Genomic DNA, 17,194 nt, shown 5'->3' on the forward strand with positions numbered 1-17,194 from the left:
ACAGAGTGTGTGTAGCCTGGGGATGATGAACTTTATTATTTAGTCATCAACTTTTGGTTTGACCTAAAAGCTTTTCTAGTGTATCAGTCTTTGATCAATTCTGGCTAGTTTATTCCTTTAAGAAATAGACTTTTTAGCTTTCGGTGCTAAGACCAGATTCGGTATGAGCATGACATGGCACTCTGACAGAAAAGTTTGGTCACAATCTAATAATATAAACTATCCAATGATTATTGTCCAGAAAATTTATAGATTAATTTTTTTGGATGCTTCCTGCACAGGCAGCTTGACACGATTGAGTATAGCTAAATCTAAAGTATAAGCTTCTTGATCTACCTTAATTTCTCACTTCACAGTAAATAATAGAGATATCGAAGTGGGATAGGACAAAACCTCAAAAAACTTATGGCACTAATTACCACTGGTAACGGTTTAATTCGGGATCTGGAGAAATTTGGATCTGTAGGTGTTTATGTACCCTTGGAAGGGGGTTTTGAAGGGCGGTATCGGCGGCGGTTGCGTGCGACTGGCTATACAACTCTAGTCTTTACTGCTAGGGGACTGGGCGACGTAGCAGCTTACCTCACAGGAGTTCACGGAGTACGACCTCCCCACCTTGGCAAGAAAAGCTCTGGTAGTGGTGCAGCAGTAGGTAATGTATATTATCTGCCGCCAATTGTTGGTTATCAGCTAGAACAATTGCCACCCAAGTCTAAGGGTTTGGTGTTGTGGATCATTGAAGGGCATATTCTTTCTGATCAAGAGGTTGAGTTTTTGACCAATTTACCGAGTTTGGAACCAAGAGTGAAGGTAGTCGTTGAGAGAGGAGGCGATCGCGCTTTCCGTTGGAAGGCTCTTAAGGATACATTCTCTGCTACCTATCAGGCTGTTTAGTTTTTAGGGGACAGGTTACAGGTTCTGTTCCTTGTCCCCTGTTATGAGCATTTCTATTATGCTGACCCGAAAACCGCAGGATGCAAAGAACTTTCTGGCTCCTTCGTTGATGGCTGCGGTATCTAAGCGAATTTGCTCTACTCCCATTTGCCGGAAGCGTTCAATAGTTAGTTCTACTATTTGCTTTGCAATGCCTTGTTGACGATACTCAGGCTCAACCCAGAGATCATGAATGAATCCAAATTCTTTTGTCCGATAAACGGGGATCTCTTGTTCAACTGTCGCCGCTACAAAAGCCACCAGTTGTCCTTGGTTGTCGGCTACCAGAAACACGCTACGTTCTTGATTTGCTAACTTTGTCAACCATTTTTCATAACGCTTTTCTGGTTGTGGTAAATAACCGTACTTGGCAGCATCCCAAGATTCATGTAAGGCACAAATCTTGACAACCATCGGCAAAACAGCAGGGACATCAGCTGGTGTTGCAGGGCGAATTAGCATAAGTTCTGAGAGGGGCTACAAGCTAGAGTAGTGGATTCTATCCATTAGAAAAGCCCTAGAAACTCTTCAAAAACTGACTGGGTAGATGAGATCAAATTCTCGATAAAGGGTAATCTGAGAGGAGTTATCTAGGGTGTCTAAGACTTTATAATCTAAGCCACCTGTAATTTGTGTGACCGGCCGCTTTAAAGGTTTCTCAAATTGATGCCACTCACGGTTACTCCATTCATAAATTGCTGCATCTACATCGTTTTGTAATTCAGAAGCTAACAATAATAGTTCCAGTTTATCTTCTGTGTTACCAGTCAGGACAAATTTTAGAGAAACCGACTGAGTAATTGCTGGTCTAGGTTCGTTGGCTGCTAGGGTTTTGCAGTCTCCAAGCTGGATATCATAAGGCTGCAATTGCAGATTTTCTTGCTGTTTTAGAATCTGTTCGATATCGTTTAAGCGTTGATCTAAATAAGGCAGCAGTCCTAGTTTGGCATCAGCCAGCAACTTGCGAATATTGGATGTTTGGGTCATTGTTGTTTTTTCCCTTTACCCAGTCAGATTAACGTTTTGTTGACTTAGCAGGAGAGAAACTTTGAAAAACTTTTTTTGCTTTTGGTAGTTGGCTGAACCAGCATGATTGGGTATGAGTAGGGGTGGGAACGTTTGAATTGTTTAGTCTTGTTGGTGAGCAAATTTATAACTACCCCAAAGAGACAGGGCGATCGCCATGACTAACAAGACAGGTATGCTGTACCAAGGGAACTGAGATAAGGGTAAATTAGCTGCTGCACGTAGCCCAGTACTGGTATAGGTCAGTGGTAATAAATACACTACAACTTGGAATGCTGTTGGTAAGGTACTGGGGTCGAAGAAGGTTGCGCCCAAGAAAGACATGGGGATAATGACAAAGTTATTGTATAGTCCTACCGATTCGAGCGATCGCACTGATAATCCCACAATTACGCCTAAACCTGCAAAGACGGCACAATTCAACACCAACAACAGCAAAAATAAGGGATTGAGAAAGTTCCAGTTTCTCGTTATGATCAGCGCCACCAAAATCACCGAACCGGAGGTCATCAAACCCCGCACAATTCCCGCCAGCATCTTACCCAGGTGCAGCGCTAATGGATGTATGGGTGTGAGTAATAATTCTTCAAAGGTTTTGGTAAACAGTCTATCTCCACAAATGGAGAATGTTGTTCCACCAAAGCTAATGGTCATGGATGATAAGGCTACCATGCCGGGCAATAGGAATTCTAGATAGTTATCATAATTGCCACTGATGCCGGAACCTGGTCTAATCGAGTTACCCAGCCCTAAACCAAAAGCTAAAATATATATAAGTGGTGATATTAAACCAGACGCAGCTACTTGTGTTAAACGCACACGTAAATCTAACCAGTCTCCCCAAAAGATAGTTAAGCTATCTACTAACAGGATTTGTAATTGTGAAGTCTTAAACTTCTTGCCCCAGATTAAAGCTCTTTGAGATGCCACTTTTTTCAGTTAGGTGTCAAATTCGTTGTAAATATTACTTTACATTTTTTGGCATCTCACTTGCTCAAGGAGCAACTAGTATTTTATCAAGTCAGTTCTCTGGATTTTTACTCAAAAGACGCAGTAACATTGCCACTGCGTCTCACTACCAATTGTATATTTTTTGCTAGATCACACTGTTAAACGCCAGTGCGTATTAATCTTAATTTTCATATTCTTGTAAGGGTGGGTGATAACACCCAACTTGAACTTACCCACCCCATTCTGTCTTTTTTAAAGCCAGCTGAATTAGTTCAACCTAATCCCAATCAGGAATATTTTGAGCTTCTTCACCACCTATACCGATCGCTGTATTATAAATTTCTGCATCGGTGATGGTGAGGTCATCCATTGATGCACCATATACGTTGGAATCGATCACATGGGCGCGAGTCAAGTTTGCCCCATTAAGATTAGCTTGCTTGAAATTGACGTTGGTTAGGTAGGCTGAAGTTAAGTTAGCTTTTTTTAAGTTGGCGTTGGTTAAGTCAGCACCTTCGAGGTTAGCACCTTCGAGGTTAGCACCAGCTAGATTTGCGCCTCGTAAGTCGGCTCCAATTAAATGAGCGTTACTGAGGTTCATGCCTGTTAGATTACACCCGTTACATTCCCCAGTTGATAATAACCTTTGTAGGTCTTGCGGATTCCCGGCTGTGACTGAGTTAGCCAAAAATAGGGGAGCTGCTAAGGCTAGAGCCGCGAATAGCTTAAGTTTCATATATTTTCCCCTTTCTAGTTAATTTGTGTCCGTTCTTTACCTCACATTTCTATTATCTCACTAAAATTCAGGATAATGTTGATTTAAAGCACAACTTGCTTATAATCTATACAAAGTTTGATTGTCTTGCTAGACATAAGATTGAATCTGACTTTCAGCCATTTCTATCTAAAGAATTAAGCATAAATACTTGAATTAATTTAGTGTTAAATATTTTTAAGCTGTTGCACCATTTAGTAAATGTTTCTTATTAAAAGTTTTCAGTATTTTCCTATTACTAAATAATACATAGTAAAAAATATATTTAGTAATTTAAATTACTAAATAGTCTCGAATATACTGGTTGACTAATTCTGGCTGTTCTTGCTGTACCCAATGTCCACAAGCGTGAATATACTTAATTTGTAGGTTTTTGACATAGGTTGAAGTGTTATAAGTAAGTTCCTTGCCAAGAGCCGTATCATTTTCTCCCCAAATCATCAGTGTTGGTACGTTTAAAATACCCCAATCTCTATTAAAGAAGGAGCTAGAAAAAATATTGCGATAATAATTCAACATTGCTGTGATAGCACCTGGTTTTGCAGCTGCATCTTTATAGATATTCAGGTCAGTTTGAGTAAAGGCATTTTTATTAACTGCTGTGCCTTGAATAGTACTTGAGATTGCTTGATAATTGGTAGATTGGAGGAGTAATTCAGGCAGTCCTGGGAGTTGAAATAAAAAGATATACCAGCTACGTAATAACTGTTGAGGACTATAGAGACCTTGGGCAAATTTGGCTGGGTGGGGTAAATTGAGGATGATTAACTGCTCTAACATACTGGGGTGAGCATAAGCGAATGACCAAGCGATCGCACCACCCCAATCATGACCAACTAAAATACACTTCTCATGTCCTAGTCCTTTGATGAGTCCCGCGACATCTTTGATAAACTCATCCATGACATAAGCTGATTGCTCCTTCGGCTTGTCACTATCGTTATACCCACGCAAGTCAACAGCCACAACTTGAAAATATTGAGCAAATTCTGGTATTTGGTGTCGCCAGGAATACCAACATTCAGGGAACCCATGTAACATCAGCATCAATGGCCCAGTTCCTTGGGTGACGTAGTGTAGTTTCACTCCATTGGTAGTGATATATTCATGTTTCCATGTATCTTGCGCGACGGGCATAGGCTGTATTTCTTGTAAGGATCAGATTGCTGATTATTTACATAATGTCAATTATTGCCAAGTTCAACATCTGTTGATAGACAGGTTAGGGGAAAAAATATATGGCGAATGGAGGAGATTCCAGACCACGGAATTTGTACTTGATTTTTGAAATGTATGTAGGGTAGGCATTGCCAGATGAATATAAAGCAAAAACTAGTCTCAATTATCAAAGTTATATCTACAGTTCTCATCACTAGTGCTATTGGCTTAGAAGCGTGGAATGTTTATGCTGTAATCACTAAAAGCAATATTTCCAGCATTTTAAACCCCATTTTTTGGGTTGAGCGTTTTGCCGTTACGTGCCACTTAGTTGAAGGAATCATCGCCGCTTTTTATGCTCCTACCAAAAAAAAGATGCCAATTAAATATGGCATCTACACTTTTTTTGTGGGTACAGTTGGTTTATTAGAATTATTTGGCAAGGAGTCTGAATAGATATGTGATATGGCTGTAAAACCTTATACAGCGATCGCCTCTTTTTCTTGCATTAGTTCCCTTATCTTGTTGGCAGGTGCAGGGATACCAAAGTAATATCCCTGACCTTCATGACATCCCCGCTTTTGTAGATAATTAAGTTGTTGTTGGGTTTCTATCCCCTCGGCGGTGATCTTCAATTGCAGGCTTTTGGCTAAGGCAATAATGGCATTAGTCACAGCAGCACTATCGGGATTAGAGACTACATCCTGCACAAATGACCGATCAATTTTTAGCATATTTACAGGAAAGCGCTTCAGATAGTTGAGAGAAGAATAACCAGTACCGAAGTCATCTAAAGCTAACCATACGCCTAACTCTTGTAATTGTTTCAAGATGTTTACAGAACGCTGAACATCTGTCATTAAAGAACTTTCAGTGACCTCCAGTTCCAGATAAGATGGATGCAAACCACTCTCTTGCATAATTTGACTGACAAGTTCTACCAGATTTGATTGTTCAAATTGTCTAGCTGATAGATTTACCGACATCCGTATTGGTGGAAGTCCAGCCAGTTGCCAAGCACGATTTTGCAGACAAGCAGTTCGCAACACCCATTCGCCAATTTCCACAATCGATCCGTTGGCTTCGGCGATGGGAATAAACTTGGCAGGAGATACTAAACCCCGTGTGGGATGTTGCCAGCGTACCAACGCTTCAACGGCTGTTATTTGTCCAGTGTACAAATCAATAATGGGTTGATAATAAACGATGATTTCATTTCGTTCTAAGGCCCCACGCAGTTCATTCTCTAACACCAATCGTTCTTGTAGTTGAGCGTTAATCTCTGGCGAATAAAACTGGTGTTGGCTCCTTCCCTGTTGTTTAGCTTGATACAAGGCTATATGAGCTTGCTGCAATAACTGATCTATATCGTGAAGATTATCTGGTTCATTAATTGTGATGCCGATGCTAGCTGTGATGTGAATCTGGTTGCCTTGGATAGTAAATGGTTTATTTATAATACTCAGCAGCATTTGAGAAAGGTTAACGATACTTTCAATCGAAGGAATTTCTATGCGAGCGATCGCAAATTCATCTCCACTCATATGAGCTAAAATATCTGCCTGGGCTAGGCAACTTGTCAAGCGCTGGGCTACTGCTCTTAATAGTAAATTTGATTGCTCATGTTCTAGTGCATGACTCACCCCAGTAAAATCATCAATCCCCAACACCATTACAGCTACCATTTTTTGGCTGTGCTGCGATTGAGACATAATCTGATTAACACGTTCTCGCAATAAGTCCCGATTGGGCAAGCCAGTGAGTTCGTCATAATTGCTGATATAGTCAATCAACTCGTCTAATTTGCGGAGAGTTTGTGATGTATCTGCCATTAGCGTTCCGGCTTCATCAACAAATTCTGTAGGCAGACTAGGTAAGGCTTTATTATTGAGATAGTCTCGGAGTGTGGCAGATGTCAAGTTGACTGGAAGGAGCAAATGGTGAAGTGCATAGAGGGTAGCGGCTGTACCAATTAAGGTAGCTAATAAAGCAATAACCAGAACTCGAATTGTCATCTCCCAAGAATAGGAATTGGAGATGACGAAACTGAATAATAAAGTCAAAAGCGGGATGTGAGTACCTAAAAACGCCACTGACATGATTTTGGCGGTGTAACTTTTGTTGAGCAATTTAAAATTATCTAGGGCTGAGTATAAATAGAGCTTTTGATTCAATTGCATAGATCCTTTGTGGCGTTTGAAGATTGGCAAATTGTTGCTTAGGTGTCTTGGTTATTCTGATTCACCAGCCAGTGAAAACAAACCAATATGATGTTATTTATTATGCTGCCCTAAATAACGATCAAATGTATAGATATTTATTTATAGTTTCTGTAAATATTAGAGTTGGGGAATTTATCGAAAATTATAATTCTAGTGTTTTTACTGATAAATATATAAAAAATAGTAATATTTTTAAATAAAAATGTTATAAATGTAATCGTCTCCGCCTGACTGGATATAATCACTTACGGCAGATCGTCATATCATCATACTTGTGTGATCTAAGCGAAACCTGCTATAGATTAGAGATGAAGTGAAGGGGTAGGATTAATAGGAGCGATCGCTGTAGGAATTGCTTTAGCCCTAGAATGACAAGTAAAGCTCTGAGGACAATTTAATATTAATATTAAAGATTTTTATATTAGTTAGCTTGAGTTGATTTGTTTTTACCTATTTACATATATAAGAATATTCATTAGAAAATGAATGAATCAAATTCCGACAAAAAAACTGAAAATACTAATGTCGAGGCTCAAGCTCATGATAGCGATTTGAAACAAATAAATGTAGAACTTAGTCACTGTATCGAAGCTAGCATTGAATTTATGGGTAAACTTCCACCACCGATGGTTCTTCAGCAATATAACACTATCCATCCCAATACATCCGACCGGATTATTTCTATGGTTGAAAGAGAGCAAGAACACAAGCATAAAATGCGAGAAAAGCTGATAGATACTCAAATATTAGATATGAAACAAAAAAGTAATGAAAGGCAATTAGAACAAATTTTCGGATTTTCTATTGGGGTGATATCAATTATATCTGGTTCAATTATAGCAATTTGCAAGTCTCCTCTAGCTGGTAGTTTTATCAGTTCAACAGGATTAATTTGTTTAGCGTTTATTTTCTTATTTGTTCATAAGAAGCAGCAAAAAAACAACTATCAATCAGAACTACCAAATACCAATTCGGCAGATAAGATTTAAACCCATAAGATAGAGTCTATCTGATAATATACTTGCATCAACTTATAAAGTGTCTGATGTTTATCCATTAATTTCTGCGGTTTTTCAAAGAATGTTTCGGTTGCCACAGCAAAAAATTCTGCGGGATTAGTTGCACCGTAGCTATCAATTACAGTTTCTCTTTCTTGCTGAATATCATTGCAAAGTTGTTTATATTCTGCGGTCATCACCTTCGACCAAATAGTATAATCTGACTTTCTATGCAAAATAGGTACACCTTCAGCTTGACCATCTTCTTGATCTAATTGGTGAGCAAATTCATGTAAGACAACGTTACGTCCATCTCTCCAGTTGTCAATATCATATTTTACCTGTTCCCAAGATAATATAACTTGGTCTTTAGTCCATGATTCTCCTAACCTGGCATCACGTCTTTCTTCTACAATATAATTATCAACAGCGACGGTTTGAGTTACAAAATAAGTTCTGGGATAAATTAAAATTGAACGCAGTTTAGGAAAGTACTGTCCTCGCTCATTGAGTAAGAGTAAACAGGCTATAGCTGCAATTGTCAATTTCATTTCTTCTGTTACCTGCAAGCCTCTACAGCCAATAAATTGTTTCTCTACTAAAAAAACTTGAATATGCCCTTGCAGTCGTCGGCGTTCGTCAGGGGAAAGGCGCAGATAAATAGGTAAATTATTTTCTATAATGGCATTCCAAAGTGGGGGGAATGGACGTTGTTTAATAAGGTATCTGCGTTTTCTTATCAGCAGGGGACTGAGCAAAATTAGCGCAATGATCAGCCCAATAATTAGAAAAATAATTGTTGATTTAAGCATTTGGCACGCTGAGAAGTCTTTTTACTTTGTATCTTCAGCTTAATCAAATTTTGAAAATAGCAAGTGGGGAGGGCAGGAAGAACCTTTTTTCGTGTTTTGAGTAGTTGACGTAAAAATATTGAACCACAGAGACACAAGGAGAAAAAGGCAGTTTGTGATGACTGCTTACGAGTGATTTGTTAGCGATCGCCAATAACCACCAAAGTATGGGGACAAACTTAACGTAAAATTAGTCTTTATCCAGCCCTTGCTCATTCCATCTACCCCATGTTTTGCGACTACTTAGTACAAATTCTGACTGCTCGTGTGTACGATGTTGCCCAGGAATCACCTCTGGAGTATGCCTCGAATCTTTCTACCAGACTGAATAATAAACTCCTGTTGAAGCGCGAGGATATGCAGTCTGTGTTTTCTTTTAAACTGCGGGGTGCTTACAACAAGATGGTGAATCTAACCCCTGATTTACTGGCACAGGGTGTAATTGCAGCATCGGCAGGGAATCATGCCCAAGGTGTGGCATTGGGGGCAAAACAGCTAGGAACGAGGGCAATTATTGTCATGCCCGTGACTACTCCCCAAGTGAAGGTAGATGCAGTTAAGGCAAGAGGTGGAGAGGTGGTATTGCATGGGGATACTTATGATGATGCCTATGCCTACGCGCGGCAATTGGAGGCAGAGAAGGGTTTAACATTTATTCACCCCTTTGATGATCCTCATGTGATTGCTGGACAGGGAACTATTGGCATGGAAATTCTCCGCCAATACCAGCAACCAATTCATGCAATTTTTGTTGCTATTGGCGGTGGGGGTTTGATTTCTGGAATTGCAGCTTATGTGAAACGCTTGCGTCCAGAAATTAAGATTATTGGGGTTGAGCCTGTTGATGCTGATGCGATGAACCAATCGTTGAAGGCTGGGTATCGGGTGCGGTTGTCACAGGTGGGTTTATTTGCTGACGGTGTAGCAGTCAGGGAAGTGGGAGAGGAGACTTTTCGCCTGTGTCAGGAATATGTAGACGAAATTATTTTGGTGGATACAGATGATACTTGTGCAGCCATTAAGGATGTATTTGAAGATACCCGTTCTATTTTAGAACCGGCAGGGGCGTTGGCGATCGCCGGTGCTAAAGCCTATGTAGAACGTGAACAAATCCAAGGACAAACCTTAGTTGCTGTTGCCTGCGGTGCAAATATGAATTTTGATCGGTTGCGTTTTGTGGCGGAACGGGCAGAATTTGGTGAACGCCGGGAAGCTATATTTGCAGTCACCATTCCTGAAGCGTCGGGTAGTCTGCGGAAGTTTTGCGAATGTATTGGTAGACGCAATTTGACAGAGTTTAACTACCGCATCGCTGATGAGAAAATTGCCCACATTTTCATTGGTATGCAGATTCAAAACCGCACTGATAAAGCCAAAATAGTGCAGACATTTGAAGAATGCGGTTTTCAAACCCTGGATTTAACAGATGATGAACTGACAAAACTACATTTACGCCACATGGTTGGTGGACACTCTCCCCTAGCCCATAATGAATTACTCTACCGTTTTGAATTTCCCGAACGTCCTGGGGCATTGATGAAGTTTGTCGCCTCTATGAGTCCCAACTGGAATATTAGTATGTTCCACTACCGCAACAACGGCTCAGATTACGGACGCATTGTTGTAGGAATGCAAGTCCCTCCCCAAGAAATGGAGGAATGGCAAGCATTTCTCGATTCCCTTGGCTACCAGTATTGGGATGAAAGCCAGAACCCAGCATATAAGTTGTTTTTGGGATGAGAGGGGATTAATTTCAAGTCCCCAGTCCCCAGTCAGTACATACAGGATAAATCTTCAGCAATAATCAAGTTAATTTGGTAATCATCTAACTCTTGTAAATGAGTAACGATGCGATTTGCTTGTTGTTCAATGCTGCGTTCAAATAACGCCCTGGCAAAGCGTCCATTACCAAAACTCTTGTCACGTGTGGCGTAGGCAACTTCAAAGGTGGCTTGCAATACAATAATGGCTGAGGGATCTAAAATATAACCACTGTCTTGGCAGAACTTCTTGAAAATTAATAACAGCTCATTAGGAGTGTAGTGATCCAGATAAAATAACCGATTCAAACGTGATTTGAATCCAGGATTTAACTCTAACAAACGATCCATTTCATCAGTGTAGCCGGCGACGACTACCGCCATGCGATCGCGAAAATCTTCCATCCGTTTAATTAATATCTGCAATGCTTCTTTACCAAAGTCATTAGGCGTATCTTCGGGTGCTAAAGCATGAGCTTCATCAATGAACAATACACCACCAATGGATTGCTGTACGGCACTTTCCATTCGCAGGGCAGTTTGTCCAATATAACCACCAATGATACCAGCGCGATCGGTTTCTACAACGTGTCCCCGTGGGAAGAATCCCAATTGTTTATATAAACGTCCCACTAAGCGGGCGATGGTTGTTTTACCTGTACCTGGGGGGCCGTAAAGCATGAGGTGTAGTGAAGTGTCTACTATTTTTAATCCTCGCTGTCGCCGTTCGGTTTGTACTTTCAGGTAGTTGGCTAAGGAAAAAAGTTGATGCTTAGTTTGCTCATGTCCTACCAATGCTTTTAAATCTGCAAATACTGCCTCTAGGGTATCCTTGTCTGGGGGATCATGCTCAACGAAGGAGGCTCTGGTTTCCGGTTTGGAATTATGAATATCGTTATTACTCTCAACTGAGTCCTTTTCTGTATCAGGAGCGCTGACAATCAAGCTATGGACTTTCATTTTGATTTTGTCATGAATCACAAAACCAAAATTTTTCCCTGATACATCCATTAACTTATCGGCGGGGAACTTGTCTACCAGAGTGCTGTTGATATAGAACTCCACGAAATTTCCGACGCGTATAATTTCCAATAGATTCACCGAGTCACTGCGGTGAATGCGATCGCATCGTTTCCAATCTGTGTAATTAATAAAGCTACCATCTTTGATTTCAGTGATGCGATAGTGACCATTTCCAGAAATCAGGAATTCAAAGAAATTGCTAACATCTGACAGTCCCCACACAAAACCATAACCATGATCATCCACACCAGCAGCTTTTTCTAGCACTATATGAATATGAAAATTGGTTCTCTCATAAAAAAACTCGGCTGAGTTCCACGATAGCCAATATGTATCACCTGCACGTTTATGGTCAAATACATAATGACTCACTTCCATGCAAAGGCTGCATTCGTCGCTCTCCCGTGTTACCCAGCTACAGCGATTGTCTTGAAAATGCTCCTCAAAAATTAGCATTGCGTTCCTCTGTAGCTCTCTGGTGTGTGTAGAATCAGCTGCTAGCTATTTCATTCTAAACACGGCTAATCAGTCTTTTTCTCTAATAAAAGTGCGGCAAATTATCTATCGTAAGGGGTTGAGCCTCTATTGCAAATTTTCTTTTTTCAGAAAAATTAGGGATTGGGGACTGAAAAATCTAAAATTTAAAATATTCTGTTGCATCCGCTACACTAAGACAAATCCAACATTCAAGGAAGACTGAGAACGGGGAATTGGGCTGGTATTATTTACTCAACACTCATTACTCCCTACTCTTCACAGATAAAAATGTCACTAACTGCATCTTCCACACCTCAAGGATTTAGTACATTTATTACTAATTTGGGTATCCGCGATACTACCGAAGATTTTGTATTTTTGCAATCGGATGTACCCTGTGTTGCTGATGGCGTTTTTACTCAAAGCCTTTTCGCTGGCCCTAGTGTGACTATTAGTCGTCAAAATTTACAAGATAGTCAGGTGCAAGGGATTATTGTGATTTCCAAAAATGCCAACGTGGCGAATGGTGCTGTTGGTCTTGCTGATGCTCAAGAAATTATACAACTGGTGGCGCAAGAAACTGGGATTGCAGGTGAAAATCTGGCGATCGCTTCCACCGGGGTAATTGGTAGACGTTACCCGATAGAAAAAATTCGCACCGGCTTGTTAGGTATGGGTCAAAAATTGACGGCTGCTGATTTTGATTTAGCTGCACGGGGTATTATGACCACTGACACTGTACCTAAAATAGCTGCGCGGCAAGTTGGTAATGCCAAGGTGGTAGGTATTGCTAAAGGTGTAGGTATGATTGAGCCGAATATGGCGACAATGTTAGCTTTCTTTTTTACCGATGCCGCAATTCCTGCAAATAAACTGCGGGAAATTTTTCGTTCTACTATAAATAAAACATTTAACTGTTTAAGTATAGACACTGATACTTCTACTAGTGACAGTGCTGTGATTTTGGCAAATGGTTTAGCAGGTGAAGTTCCCGAAGCCGAATTCGCTAGTGCATTGCAAGAAATCGCCCATGATTTAGTGTTAAAGATTGCCCGTGATGGCGAAGGTGCGACTAAGGTAATTGAGGTGACAGTAGACTCAGCCGCTAACTATACCCAAGCTAAACGAGTAGCCAAAGCCATTGTCAATTCCCCACTAGTGAAGACTGCTGTGTACGGTGCAGATCCCAATTGGGGAAGAGTAGCGATGGCGATAGGTAAGTGTGAAGACGAGCGTGATATTAATCCAGATCAGGTGGTAATTAGGTTTGATGAGGTGCAAGTATATCCGAATACCTTCCAATCGGAGAACTTGGAAAAGTTAAAACAAATTATGTCCCAAGAGAAAGTCGATATTCACGTTAGCCTCAACATTGGCGCAGCAGTTGCAACTGTATGGGGTTGCGACCTCACAGAAGGTTATGTAGAAATTAATGGTAAGTACTCCACTTAGGAGAAATAAAGTCTTGTTTGTAGTGAGCGATTTATCGCTCATTTACTGGGTTTTAAAGGGCTATTCGCATAGCGTTCCCGTAGGGTAGCCCTGAGAACCTTTATTTTCTGAACTAGTCATAAATCTTTTGGTTTACAAATCAAATAGTATTGCTATATCTCGGTAAGAATCTGTTTTTTAACCTTTTGCTAGGAGTTTCTTAATCTAGCCAGGATAGTTTGATTTTTGTACAACCGAATTAATACGAATTAAGCTATGTCACAAAATCATGGTGTATATCCTGATTTTCAGTGGCATTATCATAGCTCACCGCAGTTATCCCCTGCGGTAAATTTTGCTGTTAATGTTGTTTAACTATCCAGAATAATGACATTTACTCTCCAGATTCTCCACGCTTCTGACTTTGAAGGTGGCATCAATGCTGCCGGTACTAGTCCTCAGACTTCTGATGCTGTTCGATTTTCAGCCGTGCTGAACCGTCTACGAACTAATACCGATGTAGATACGTTTGGAGTTCCATCTAATGTATTAGCTAATACTTTAACTCTATCTTCTGGGGATAACTATATTCCTGGGGTATTTTTAAATGCTTCCAGTGACACCAGCCTTAATGGTGTAGGAGGTTTAGGAAGTTCCACCGCCCCTGTGATTGGTAGGGGTGACATTGGGATTCTCAACGCTTTGGGTATTCAAGCTTCAGTTTTGGGAAACCACGAGTTTGACTTGGGTGTAAGACAAGTCCGTGATATTCTCCGTAGTGGTGCTGGGAATCCAGGGACTAACTTTCCTTACCTGAGTGCGAACTTAGACTTTACACCGGAAATTGCTGGTGCGACAAATCCTGATGGTGGTATTGGTGCATCAGATTTAGCTACTAATCAAGATACTGCTGAAGCTAGTACCATCCCTCGGCGAATAGCTAGAAGTACAGTGATTACTCTACCTGGTGCTGACGGGATATTGGGTAATGCAGATGATGAGCGTATCGGGATTGTGGGTGCAACTACACCATTGTTACCGACAATTTCTAGTCCTGGGCGTGTAGGTGTTTCCCCCAGCAATCCTGTTGACTATGACGCTTTGGCGGGAGCAATTCAAGGACAAGTTGATATATTGACGGGGACGGGGATTAACAAGGTAGTTCTGCTGGCGCATATGCAGCAGTTAGATATTGAAGCTAATCAACTAGCCCCTCGTTTAAGAGATGTTGATGTAATTGTTGCCGGTGGTTCCCACACTTTATTAGCTGATGGCAATGATTCCTTACGTGCAGGTGATACTTCAGGGAGTGTTTATCCCCTAATTAGAAATTCTGCCAGCAATCAGCCTGTATTAGTAGTGAATACAGAAGCTAATTATCAGTACGTCGGGCGCTTAGTAGCTACATTCGATGATGCTGGTATCATCCAGACTAACACTTTAGATCCTAATATCAACGGTGCTTATGCCACAGACCAAGTAGGTGTAGATCGGGTTTATGGTGTAAGTAATTTTGATCCAGCAGGTGACATTACTACTTTTACCAATGCTACGGCAAATACACAACATCAAAACATAGTAGCGATTACCGATGGTATTCGTAATGTGATTGGTAGTAAAGACAACTTGATTGTTGGTAGTTCAACTGTCTTTCTTAACGGCACTCGCAACGATGTACGGACACAGGAAACCAACTTTGGCAGTTTAACTGCTGATGCTAACTTGTGGCAAGCTCGACAAGTTGATCCGACAGTAGTCATTTCCCTGAAAAATGGTGGCGGGATTCGAGATAACATTGGTGCGATTGACGGTTCAGGAGGTGCGGTTGATGCTTCTGGCACTCGTCGATTACCTACTCAACCTAGTGCTTTAGCACCAGATAAGCAAGAAGGCGATATTTCCCAATTAGATATAGAAAATTCCCTCAGGTTTAACAATAGTTTGACCTTAATTACAGTCACAGCCCAGCAACTCAAGTGGTTACTAGAACATGGAGTAGCAGCCACAGCACCAGGACGCACACCAGGGCAGTTTCCGCAAGTAGCAGGGATTAATTTTAGTTTTGATGCAACCAGGAATGCGATCGCTTTTGATAATAACGGTAATATTACCCGACAAGGCGATCGCATCCGCAGTTTAACCGTACTCAATGAAGATGGTACTCCCCGTGATGTGTTGGTGCAGGATGGTCGATTAATTGGTGATGCCAACCGCACCTTCCGCATGGTGACATTGAACTTCCTCGCGGGAACTGCCATTTCTTCAACTACACCGGGCTTAGGTGGTGACAGCTATCCATTCCCCCGCTTTGTGTTAGATAACCCCACCCTGGCTAATCGGGTAGACTTACGGGGGGAAACGGCTGATGTCAATGGTAATGGTGTGATTGATGCGCCAGTTGCTTTAGCACCAGGAAACTTTACATTTGCCGCCGCAGGTACAGAGCAAGATGCCCTTGCTGAATATATGCAGGCGACCTATGGAGAGACACCTTACCAAATAAGCGATCGCGGTTTCCGTCCTGACAGTCCCCGGATTATCAACCTCGGTGCAGGTGAAACTGGCCTTAACACTGACAATAGTTTGACAGTAGCCGCCAACACCAACCTGCGTGTCAGCCTCTCAGGAGTCAACAGCACAGGCGTGAACGAAATCGGCTTTTTTGTCGTTGACGATGAACAAAACACCATCAACGGCATTACACCGGGTAGCCAAGGCTATGTGCAAGCTGCCTTGAGTCGAGGACAAGTCATATTTTCTGCCATTGCCAATAACCCCCAAGGTTACGACCCCTTGCAACGTTCGCGCATCTTGTCAGGGTTAAATAATGGCTCTCGTGTAGTCTTTTATTTGGTAGAAAATAGTACAACTGATGCGGTGTTAGCTGGTAGAAATGCCAACGTATTATTTGGTACAGCAAATAATAATGCTGCGCAGGTTGCCGATTTGGGAGGCGATCGCTACCAAATTGCCTGGAGAAACCAGCAAAATAACCAAACTTTCAATAACCTCATAGTCACCGTTGAAAGAACCACCGCCACCGAAACCCCCGGAACTAGACTACAAGGGCAAGAACAAAGAGAACTAATAGACTTACGTGGTTTCACAGGTCAACAGATAGGGGCAGAATTTATCGTCAATCGGGAAGCTGCCTTCAACAATATTGTAGGTTTCTATCGAGTTATTGATGTTGATGGTGGCATTGATACTAACGGTGATGGTAATGCTGATTTGCTGCCAGGACAAACTGGTTATGCTCAAGCAGCAGTTAGAAGCAGGGTTCCAGATATCAACTTAGCAGTTCCCAACCAAGGTACTGCCAACTTTGCATCACAGTTAGCCGGCGGAGGGATTTATGCGCCATTCATCATCAGTAACAGCACGGTAGATCGAGTTCTCAGTGGGCAAACCAACCAAGTTTATTTTCCCTTCTTAGGAGCCAACCCCAATCAAATAGACCACATCCGCCTCCTGGGAGACAACACCTTCGGTTTTGAAGATTTACCCAATGGAGGTGACTTTGACTATAACGACGTGATTGTTCGCGTCAATTTGAGCATTCCATAAGGCGCAGGAATTGGGCAGAGAG

Annotated in this window: 14 protein-coding genes; 6 read left to right on the forward strand and 8 right to left on the reverse strand. The window is 41.4% G+C overall.

Going from position 1 to position 17,194, the window contains the following annotated elements; translation table 11 throughout:
- Positions 1-405 precede the first annotated feature (405 nt).
- Positions 406-894 carry an NAD(P)H-quinone oxidoreductase subunit N gene (gene ndhN, locus H6G18_RS19365; protein ID WP_190408728.1) on the forward strand — a complete coding sequence of 163 codons (489 nt, stop codon included), beginning with the start codon at positions 406-408 and terminating at the stop codon, positions 892-894.
- Between the two features lie 15 nt (positions 895-909).
- On the opposite strand, the gene H6G18_RS19370 is transcribed toward ndhN, so the two are convergent.
- The 5 genes from H6G18_RS19370 to H6G18_RS19390 all read right to left on the reverse strand — a co-directional run bounded on the left by H6G18_RS19370 (position 910) and on the right by H6G18_RS19390 (position 4,822).
- Positions 910-1,395 (reverse strand): GNAT family N-acetyltransferase, encoded by a 486-nt coding sequence (locus H6G18_RS19370; protein ID WP_190408729.1) that lies wholly within the window; start codon positions 1,393-1,395, stop codon positions 910-912.
- Between the two features lie 66 nt (positions 1,396-1,461).
- Positions 1,462-1,920, reverse strand: coding sequence for a hypothetical protein (locus H6G18_RS19375; RefSeq protein WP_190408730.1), 459 nt, complete (start codon positions 1,918-1,920; stop codon positions 1,462-1,464).
- A 141-nt stretch (positions 1,921-2,061) separates the two neighbouring features.
- Positions 2,062-2,889, reverse strand: a complete 828-nt coding sequence (locus H6G18_RS19380; RefSeq protein ID WP_190408731.1) for an ABC transporter permease — start codon at positions 2,887-2,889, stop codon at positions 2,062-2,064.
- A gap of 298 nt (positions 2,890-3,187) precedes the next feature.
- The gene (locus H6G18_RS19385) at positions 3,188-3,646 is read right to left on the reverse strand and encodes a pentapeptide repeat-containing protein (RefSeq protein ID WP_190408732.1); all 459 of its coding nucleotides are present in this window, start codon (positions 3,644-3,646) and stop codon (positions 3,188-3,190) included.
- Between the two features lie 312 nt (positions 3,647-3,958).
- Positions 3,959-4,822: an alpha/beta fold hydrolase gene (locus tag H6G18_RS19390; RefSeq protein WP_190408733.1), complete on the reverse strand. Its 864-nt coding sequence runs from the start codon at positions 4,820-4,822 to the stop codon at positions 3,959-3,961.
- 177 nt (positions 4,823-4,999) lie between these two features.
- Here H6G18_RS19390 and H6G18_RS19395 point away from each other — a divergent pair, with 177 nt between their 5' ends.
- Complete coding sequence (locus tag H6G18_RS19395; RefSeq protein ID WP_190408734.1) at positions 5,000-5,299, forward strand: hypothetical protein; 300 nt, start codon at positions 5,000-5,002, stop codon at positions 5,297-5,299.
- 23 nt (positions 5,300-5,322) lie between these two features.
- On the opposite strand, the gene H6G18_RS19400 is transcribed toward H6G18_RS19395, so the two are convergent.
- On the reverse strand, positions 5,323-7,023 hold the full coding sequence (locus H6G18_RS19400; protein ID WP_190408735.1) for a putative bifunctional diguanylate cyclase/phosphodiesterase: 1,701 nt from the start codon (positions 7,021-7,023) through the stop codon (positions 5,323-5,325).
- A 524-nt stretch (positions 7,024-7,547) separates the two neighbouring features.
- Between H6G18_RS19400 and H6G18_RS19405 the strand changes: the two genes are divergently transcribed.
- Positions 7,548-8,054, forward strand: coding sequence for a DUF2335 domain-containing protein (locus H6G18_RS19405; protein WP_190408736.1), 507 nt, complete (start codon positions 7,548-7,550; stop codon positions 8,052-8,054).
- Here the strand turns inward: H6G18_RS19405 and H6G18_RS19410 are convergent.
- Positions 8,051-8,875, reverse strand: a complete 825-nt coding sequence (locus H6G18_RS19410; protein ID WP_190408737.1) for a M90 family metallopeptidase — start codon at positions 8,873-8,875, stop codon at positions 8,051-8,053. The two genes, H6G18_RS19405 and H6G18_RS19410, sit on opposite strands and share 4 nt — an antisense overlap.
- Positions 8,876-9,142: 267 nt before the next feature.
- Between H6G18_RS19410 and ilvA the strand changes: the two genes are divergently transcribed.
- A complete protein-coding gene (gene ilvA, locus H6G18_RS19415; protein ID WP_190408738.1) occupies positions 9,143-10,654 on the forward strand; it encodes a threonine ammonia-lyase, biosynthetic in 1,512 nt (503 codons plus the stop codon).
- Positions 10,655-10,686: 32 nt separating this feature from the next.
- Here ilvA and H6G18_RS19420 read toward each other — a convergent pair whose 3' ends face one another.
- Positions 10,687-12,153 carry an AAA family ATPase gene (locus H6G18_RS19420; protein WP_190408739.1) on the reverse strand — a complete coding sequence of 489 codons (1,467 nt, stop codon included), beginning with the start codon at positions 12,151-12,153 and terminating at the stop codon, positions 10,687-10,689.
- Between the two features lie 309 nt (positions 12,154-12,462).
- Between H6G18_RS19420 and argJ the strand changes: the two genes are divergently transcribed.
- Both argJ and H6G18_RS19430 read left to right on the forward strand, forming a co-directional pair.
- Positions 12,463-13,626 (forward strand): bifunctional glutamate N-acetyltransferase/amino-acid acetyltransferase ArgJ, encoded by a 1,164-nt coding sequence (argJ, locus tag H6G18_RS19425; RefSeq protein ID WP_190408740.1) that lies wholly within the window; start codon positions 12,463-12,465, stop codon positions 13,624-13,626.
- Between the two features lie 366 nt (positions 13,627-13,992).
- The gene (locus H6G18_RS19430; RefSeq protein WP_190408741.1) at positions 13,993-17,172 is read left to right on the forward strand and encodes a 5'-nucleotidase C-terminal domain-containing protein; all 3,180 of its coding nucleotides are present in this window, start codon (positions 13,993-13,995) and stop codon (positions 17,170-17,172) included.
- Positions 17,173-17,194: the final 22 nt, after the last annotated feature.

The organism is Anabaena subtropica FACHB-260, assembly GCF_014697105.1.
In the GTDB taxonomy this organism is placed as follows: domain Bacteria; phylum Cyanobacteriota; class Cyanobacteriia; order Cyanobacteriales; family Nostocaceae; genus Trichormus; species Trichormus subtropicus.

Bases quoted from the DNA above. Each gene is read 5' to 3' on its own strand.
- H6G18_RS19375 (WP_190408730.1), bottom strand. From the start codon at position 1,920: ATGACCCAAACATCCAATATTCGCAAGTTGCTGGCTGATGCCAAACTA.
- H6G18_RS19430 (WP_190408741.1), top strand. From the start codon at position 13,993: ATGACATTTACTCTCCAGATTCTCCACGCTTCTGACTTTGAAGGTGGC.
- H6G18_RS19410 (WP_190408737.1), bottom strand. From the start codon at position 8,875: ATGCTTAAATCAACAATTATTTTTCTAATTATTGGGCTGATCATTGCG.
- H6G18_RS19420 (WP_190408739.1), bottom strand. From the start codon at position 12,153: ATGCTAATTTTTGAGGAGCATTTTCAAGACAATCGCTGTAGCTGGGTA.
- H6G18_RS19370 (WP_190408729.1), bottom strand. From the start codon at position 1,395: ATGCTAATTCGCCCTGCAACACCAGCTGATGTCCCTGCTGTTTTGCCG.
- H6G18_RS19390 (WP_190408733.1), bottom strand. From the start codon at position 4,822: ATGCCCGTCGCGCAAGATACATGGAAACATGAATATATCACTACCAAT.
- argJ (WP_190408740.1), top strand. From the start codon at position 12,463: ATGTCACTAACTGCATCTTCCACACCTCAAGGATTTAGTACATTTATT.
- H6G18_RS19395 (WP_190408734.1), top strand. From the start codon at position 5,000: ATGAATATAAAGCAAAAACTAGTCTCAATTATCAAAGTTATATCTACA.
- H6G18_RS19405 (WP_190408736.1), top strand. From the start codon at position 7,548: ATGAATGAATCAAATTCCGACAAAAAAACTGAAAATACTAATGTCGAG.
- H6G18_RS19385 (WP_190408732.1), bottom strand. From the start codon at position 3,646: ATGAAACTTAAGCTATTCGCGGCTCTAGCCTTAGCAGCTCCCCTATTT.
- H6G18_RS19400 (WP_190408735.1), bottom strand. From the start codon at position 7,023: ATGCAATTGAATCAAAAGCTCTATTTATACTCAGCCCTAGATAATTTT.
- ilvA (WP_190408738.1), top strand. From the start codon at position 9,143: ATGTTTTGCGACTACTTAGTACAAATTCTGACTGCTCGTGTGTACGAT.
- ndhN (WP_190408728.1), top strand. From the start codon at position 406: ATGGCACTAATTACCACTGGTAACGGTTTAATTCGGGATCTGGAGAAA.